The organism is Rhodococcus sp. AC861 (assembly GCF_979256035.1).
Genome location: NZ_CEEDMW010000098.1, coordinates 1 through 241, shown reverse-complemented (window position 1 = coordinate 241; position 241 = coordinate 1). Strand labels below are relative to the sequence as shown.

At 70.1% G+C, this 241-nt stretch carries 1 protein-coding gene; it reads right to left on the bottom strand.

Going from position 1 to position 241, the window contains the following annotated elements; genetic code table 11:
- A partial coding sequence (locus AC0IX4_RS23300) for a hypothetical protein (protein ID WP_471831450.1) occupies positions 1-241 on the bottom strand: 241 nt, incomplete at both ends.

The window sequence follows — 241 nt, the reverse complement described above, 5'->3', positions numbered from 1 at the left end:
CCGCGATACCGACCGCAGCCGCCGCGGTGCCGACCACCGCCATCGCGCCCGTGACCACGAATTGGCGGTCGGTCAATCGTCCGGTCCGGACCACGATGCCGACCACGACGACGGCAAGAACGATGGCGAGCGCCGTGGCCCCCACGGGAACGAGACCGGGGTGGAACAAGCCGGGAATGCCCCATCCGGCTGCGAGGAGGAAGGCGGACATGGTCACGGTGGTGGCCATCGCCAGGGATCG